The 6034-nt window shown below is 65.4% G+C and carries 7 protein-coding genes; 4 read left to right on the top strand and 3 right to left on the bottom strand.

The annotated features are described in order from the left end of the window. Positions 1-171: 171 nt before the first annotated feature. Together VLR48_RS17080 and mtaB are read left to right on the top strand one after the other, a co-directional pair. The gene (locus VLR48_RS17080) at positions 172-570 is read left to right on the top strand and encodes a YybH family protein (RefSeq protein ID WP_325292943.1); all 399 of its coding nucleotides are present in this window, start codon (positions 172-174) and stop codon (positions 568-570) included. 1 nt (position 571) lies between these two features. Beyond that, complete coding sequence (gene mtaB, locus VLR48_RS17075) at positions 572-1921, top strand: tRNA (N(6)-L-threonylcarbamoyladenosine(37)-C(2))-methylthiotransferase MtaB (protein ID WP_325292945.1); 1350 nt, start codon at positions 572-574, stop codon at positions 1919-1921. 17 nt (positions 1922-1938) lie between these two features. Here mtaB and VLR48_RS17070 read toward each other — a convergent pair whose 3' ends face one another. The 3 genes from VLR48_RS17070 to xthA form a co-directional block, all read right to left on the bottom strand. Then, complete coding sequence (locus VLR48_RS17070; protein WP_325292942.1) at positions 1939-2493, bottom strand: hypothetical protein; 555 nt, start codon at positions 2491-2493, stop codon at positions 1939-1941. Positions 2494-2528: 35 nt separating this feature from the next. Beyond that, complete coding sequence (murI, locus tag VLR48_RS17065; RefSeq protein WP_325292941.1) at positions 2529-3389, bottom strand: glutamate racemase; 861 nt, start codon at positions 3387-3389, stop codon at positions 2529-2531. A 305-nt stretch (positions 3390-3694) separates the two neighbouring features. Then, a complete protein-coding gene (gene xthA / locus VLR48_RS17060; protein ID WP_325292940.1) occupies positions 3695-4513 on the bottom strand; it encodes an exodeoxyribonuclease III in 819 nt (272 codons plus the stop codon). 195 nt (positions 4514-4708) lie between these two features. On the opposite strand from xthA, the gene murU reads away from it, so the two are divergent. Continuing rightward, positions 4709-5398 carry an N-acetylmuramate alpha-1-phosphate uridylyltransferase MurU gene (murU, locus tag VLR48_RS17055; RefSeq protein ID WP_325292944.1) on the top strand — a complete coding sequence of 230 codons (690 nt, stop codon included), beginning with the start codon at positions 4709-4711 and terminating at the stop codon, positions 5396-5398. Between the two features lie 91 nt (positions 5399-5489). Further along, the coding region (locus VLR48_RS17050) for a glutamate-cysteine ligase family protein (RefSeq protein ID WP_325292939.1) at positions 5490-6034 on the top strand (545 nt) is incomplete at its 3' end.

The following is a 6034-nucleotide window of genomic DNA, read 5'->3' as shown; positions in this document are numbered from 1 at the left end:
CTTCCCCCTCTTCCAGGCTTTGCCTGGCGCAATAACGGTTCAGAAACGACTTAGCCATTGCGGTTCATTCTCCCCCTCTCCCGCGAGGGGAGAGGGGCTAATATGGATCACTTGTTATTGAACGGTTGCTTACCGCCAAGGATCAACCCCATCAGTCAGGAACCCACGCCGATGCCCTTCGAGACACCCCAGGACGCCGAGGACGCCTTCTACGATGCGCTGGAGGCGGGCGACCCCGCGGCCATGACACACGTGTGGGAGGACTCGGAGGGCATCGCCTGTCTCCTGCCGATGACGCCGCTGGTGATGGGGCGCGAGGTGCTGCAGCTGTGGCGGTCCATCTTCGAGCAAGCCGGGGCCTTCGACATCCAGGTGCGTCACCTCGCCTGGATCGAGGCCGGAGAAACCGCAATCCATCTGATCGAAGAGCGGATGCAGGGCGGGGCACCGGGTCAGCCGAGTCCCGCGATCTACGGCACCAATGTCTTCAGGAAAGGGGCCGATGGCTGGCGCCTGCTGATCCACCAGAACTCGCCGACGCCGCAGGCGCCGAGCGCGCCGGGGGCTTGAGATCCGACCCGATCAGAATGGCCTCGCCGTAAGCCTCGGGCGTCGCGTCCATATCACGACGCTCGGCTGCCGGCTCAACGAGGCCGAATCCGAGGAGTGGGCCGAGCGTTTTCGGGACGCGGGTTTTCGCGTGGTCGACGCGAGCGCCCCCGCCGATCTGGTCGTCGTCAACACCTGCGCCGTCACACAGGAGGCGGTGCGCAAATCGCGCGGGGTCCTGCGGCGCAGCCAACGCGCCAATCCAGGGGCGCGGCTGATCGTCAGCGGCTGTCTCGCCACGCTCGCGGACAGCGCCGTCTCGGCCGAGACCGGCGTCGATTTGATCGTCGCCAATCGCGACAAGGACCGTTTGGTCGAGATCGCGCTCACCACCCTGAGCCTTCCGGCTATGCCCGAGGCGGCTGCAAACGATGCAGCCGGAGCGCTCTTCGCGCGGGGCCGTCAGCGTGCCTTCATCAAGATCCAAGACGGCTGTCGCTACAGCTGCACCTTCTGCATCACCACCGTCGCGCGGGGGGCCGAGCGTAGCCGGACCCATGCCGAGATCATCGGCGCCATCGATCGGCTGGTCGAGCAGGGCATCCGCGAGGTCGTCCTGACCGGCGTGCATCTCGGCGGATACGGCGGCGACTCGGGCAGCACGCTCTCCGAGCTGATCGCGCGCATCCTCGGCGAGACCGGGATCCCGCGTCTACGCATCGGCTCGTTGGAGCCTTGGGATCTCGGCGATGCGTTCTGGCGATGTTTCGAGGATCCGCGCCTGATGCCGCATCTGCACCTGCCGCTGCAAAGCGGCTCGGACCGCGTCCTGCGACGCATGGCGCGGCGCTGCAAGACGGCCGAATTCGCGCGCCTGGTCGAGCAGGGTCGCGCGCGCGTGCCGGACCTCAACATCACGACCGACATCATCGTCGGCTTCCCCTGCGAGAGCGAGGAGGACTGGGACGAGACGCTCGCCTTCGCCGAGTCGATGCGATTCGGCCACATCCATGCCTTTGCCTACTCGCCTCGGGCAGGAACCCGAGCGGCCGAGATGCCGGGCCAGGTCGATAGCCGGACCAAGCATCGGCGCTTGATCGCTCTGAAGGACCTCGCACTGCGCATTCGCACGGCGGTCCTGCGCGAGCAGATTGGCAAGTCAGTCGAGATCCTCTGCGAGGGCAACCCCGACGGCGAGCGCCGGGAGACGCGATTCGGCTACAGCCCCAACTATCTGCCGGTACAGGTCGCGACGCACGAGACCGCGATCGACGGCAACCAGCTCGTCAAGGTCGTGCTTTCCGGATTGGACGACGGCGGACTCGCGCTGGTCGGGCAGCCGACGGATGGGCGCACGGACAGCCGCGACTGAGACACGCCGGACCGGGCTCAGAGGCCCCGATCGATCTGGGCGGCGCGTGCAGCGCTGAGCTCGGTGGCAACGTAAGCGAGCGAGAGGCCCATCTCGCGGGTCCAGGACAGCTCGATGCGCCAGGTCGGAGACGGCGTCCAGACATGCATGGCGACGCCCTCGCCGCGACGGATCGCGACCAGGCGGCGACCGGGCGTGGTCGCATCGGGGGCGAATCGGCTGCGGTCTTCGCCGGGCCCGTAGATGTCGCGCAAGGCGGCATAGGTCTCCTCGTAGCGCAGCTGCGTGGAGACGCCGAAGGCGCGAACGACCTTGTAAACCTTGCCGTTGAAGGCGAGCACATAGAGGCGGTCCGGAGCATCGGCGAACACCAAAGCCAGGCTCGCATCCTGCTCCTGGCGTACAAGCGGGGGCGGAACGACCTGCAACAGCGGCCCGACATCACCGCCCAAACAATAACGCCCGAACACCATCTTGAGGCACGGCTCGTCGGCGAAGACAGCTGACGAGGCAAACGCGGTGAGTAGAAGGGTGACGATCGCGGCGATTCGGACTCTCATTCTTCCACGCATGATGTCTCCGCAAAGAGGTTGCACGCCGACGGACATCATCGGCTGCACCCGGCGCCTTGAACGACGAGGGCCGCACCCCCTCCGAAAAGCGGTGTCGCAGCCTCCCGGGTCAAGGGATAGACCTCCAGCGGTGCGCCCCAGAGGCGTTCCAACACCGCAGCGACCGTGCCCGGCTCGCCGCTCGTCCAGAAACGCTCGGTTCCCACGCGGCCGGGCGGTGCGAGCAGACCGGCCTCGGCCAGACGGCGGTGAACCTGCCGCGCAACGGCAGCCCCGGAGTCCAACACGGTCGTCCGGGATCCTGCAATCTCCGCGATCAGCCTACCAAGGTGCGGATAATGGGTGCAGCCCAGGACCAGGGTATCGGCACCCTGCGCCAAGAGCGGCTCGACGTAGGCCGCCAACAGGGCTCGCGTACCTTCGCCCTCCAGGTCGCCGGCCTCGACCCGCTCGACAAGACCCGGACACGCCTGGAGCAGAATCTCCGGCCCCTCCCCCAGGCGCGCGAGCAACTGCTTGAAGGTGTGGCTCGCCAGGGTCTGTCGCGTGGCCAACACACCGACCACGCCCGAGCGGGTTTGCTCGATGGCCGGCTTGACCGCGGGTTCCATGGCGATCACCGGCACCGAATACCGGGTCCGGAGCACCCGGGCCGCGGCACCGGTCGCCGTATTGCAGGCCACGACGATCGCCTTCGCCCCGCGTGCGAGCAGCAACTCGGTGACGGCAACGGCGCGCAGCTCGATCGCGTCGGCTGACTGATCGCCGTAAGGCGCATAGGCCGAGTCGGCGACATAGAGCAGATCTTCGTGCGGCAGCGCGCGACGGATCTCGCGCAGGACCGATAGACCGCCGACACCCGAGTCGAAGACGCCGATCGGCTGATGCGCCGTCATCGCGTGAGTGCCCTTGCCGAAGCCTGTTTTCGGGACGTGATGTGAGGCATCAGGACCGCCGTGTTGATGAAGACAAAGATTCTAAACCGCGCCCAGCGCGGTATGTGATGTTTTTGGATTTGATCGACCTCGGCGACATCGATGAGTATCGGAGCGGGGCGCGGTTTAAACGATTAAAAAATATAAAAATTTAAACCGCGTCACCGCCAAGGATGGTGCATGCTCCAAACGTCGAACTAACCCGAAACTCAGCATCTCGCTCTGGACGCGGTTTAAGCCCGGACCCGAATCGGCCTTCGGCGGACTCAGAGATCGAACCGCGCCCAGACCGGACAATGGTCCGAGGGCTTGTCCATGCCGCGAATGGCATAGTCGATATCGGCGTCCAGCAGACGTTCGCGCAGGGGCGCGGTCACCAACAGATGATCGATCCGCAGACCGTGCTTGGGGTCGCGCTCGAAGCCGCGCGAGCGATAATCAAACCAGCTGAAGCGGTCATCGACCTCGGGGTGAATCGCGCGATAGGCATCGACCAGACCCCAATCGGTCAAGGTCTCGAGCCATTCGCGTTCCTCCGGGAGGAAGCTGCATTTGCCGGTGCGCAACCAGCGCTTGGCGTTGTCGGCCCCGATGCCGATATCCAGGTCGAGCGGCGCGACATTCATATCGCCCAGCACGACGAGGTTCTGGTCGGGCGTGCAGAAGTCGCGCAGATAGGCCGTGAGATCCGCATAGAACTTGCGCTTGTTCGGGAACTTGATCGGGTGGTCACGGCTTTCGCCCTGCGGAAAGTAGCCGTTGATGACTGTGATCTCGCCCCCGCCGGGCAAGGGGTAGCGTCCGATAATGGCGCGACGCTGGGCGTCATCGGCGTCCCCCGGAAAGCCTTTGATGACTGCAAGCGGCTCGACCTTGCTCAAGAGCGCGACACCGTAGTGCGACTTCTGACCGTGGAAGTGCGTCGCAAACCCAAGCCCTCGCACGAGATCGACCGGAAAGGCGTCGTCGGCGACCTTGCACTCCTGTAGGCCCAGGACATCCGGATCATGGGCAGCCTTGATGGCTTCGAGCTGATGCGGTCTCGCACGAATTCCGTTGATATTGAATGAGATAATCTTGAACACGACGAAGACGCTCGCTCACCTCGTTGGCCGACCTGGCGCGAAAAGGCTACCACGGCGACGGCGGGCATCCAAACCGGCCGTCCGCTGCGTTCGAGCCGCAGGATCCCGATCGAGCCGACGCGGATCGGAGTCGACGACTCCGGCGACGCCGGCTGGTGTATCTTGGGATACACCCACAAGAGTCTACTCGTTCTCATGAAGGCGATGATCCTGGCCGCCGGCCGCGGCAATCGAATGCGCCCCCTGACCGATCGGATCCCCAAGCCGCTCCTCGAGGCGGGGGGTCGCCCGTTGATTCAATACCATCTGGAGCGTCTGGCCGCGGCCGGGATCCACGACATCGTGATCAACCATGCCCATCTCGGCGAGCAGATCGAGGCGGCACTGGGTGACGGCAGTCGATTCGGCGTCCACATCCGTTACTCCCCCGAGCGAACAGCCCTGGAGACCGGCGGCGGCATCTTCAAAGCCCTGCCGCTACTCGGACCGGAGCCGTTCCTCGTAATCAACGGCGACATCTGGTGCGATATCGATCCGATCGGCCTGCACCTCTCCGGCACCGACCTTGCCCACCTGATCCTGGTCGATAACCCGCCGCACCACCCGAGCGGCGATTTCACCTTGAGAGACGGCCGGGTCCGCGCCGAGGGAGACCATACAGGGAGCGACCGAGCCGAGGGGCAAAGGCGTCTGACCTTCAGCGGGGTCGGCGTCTACAGCCCGAGCCTGTTCGCAGGGTGTCGCCCGGGGGCCTTTGCGCTGGCACCGCTGCTTCGAGACGCAATGGCGCAGGGCCGGGTCGGCGGAGAGCATCACCGCGGACACTGGCTCGACATCGGCACGCCTGAGCGGCTCGCCGAGCTGGATCGGCTTCTGCGGGAGTGAGCGCAGAGTGGTCGATACCCGGCGACGCCTATCGAGCGTTCCGAGATCCGACCATAATGGAGCTTAAGTCAACCGTGACGGGGGACAAGGGATGGGCCAGGAGATTGCGGGGACGCATTTCACCGAGCAGGACTTCATCGAGTTCGCCGCCAGGCTGCGCGAGGAGACGGCGCTCCTGGAGCACTGGCTCGATTCCGATCGGTTCGAGACATCGGAGCCGACCGCCGGATTCGAGCTGGAGGCTTGGCTCGTGGATCCTCGCCTGGATCCGGCACCCGAGGTCGAATCTCTGCTTGAAGGTCTGAACGACCCCTTGGTGGTCGCGGAGCTTGCGACCTTCAACGCGGAGATCAATGGCTCCCCGTTGCCCCTGACGGGCGATTGTCTTTCTCGACTCGCGACCGAGCTGACAGCGACGCTGCAACGCTGCGACCGTGTCGCGCAGACGCTGGGGACCCGCCTCCTGACGATCGGCATCCTACCGACCGTGCGCCCGCAGCATCTGAGCCTCGGCGCGATGACACCGCGACAGCGTTACCGCGCGCTGAACGACCAGATCTTCGCCCTGCGGCACGACCGCCCCTTGAGGCTCGAGATCGCGGGTCGCGACCGTCTCGCGCTGGAGTGGCACGATGT

Source organism: Thiocapsa sp. (assembly GCF_035467215.1).
Taxonomy (GTDB): Bacteria; Pseudomonadota; Gammaproteobacteria; order Chromatiales; family Chromatiaceae; genus Thiocapsa.
This window is presented reverse-complemented; position numbering and strand designations above follow the sequence as displayed.

What these genes read in the sequence shown, in the direction of transcription:
- murI (WP_325292941.1), bottom strand. Translation starts at nt 3,389, where the DNA reads ATGACGGCGCATCAGCCGATCGGCGTCTTCGACTCGGGTGTCGGCGGT.
- VLR48_RS17070 (WP_325292942.1), bottom strand. Translation starts at nt 2,493, where the DNA reads ATGCGTGGAAGAATGAGAGTCCGAATCGCCGCGATCGTCACCCTTCTA.
- murU (WP_325292944.1), top strand. Translation starts at nt 4,709, where the DNA reads ATGAAGGCGATGATCCTGGCCGCCGGCCGCGGCAATCGAATGCGCCCC.
- VLR48_RS17080 (WP_325292943.1), top strand. Translation starts at nt 172, where the DNA reads ATGCCCTTCGAGACACCCCAGGACGCCGAGGACGCCTTCTACGATGCG.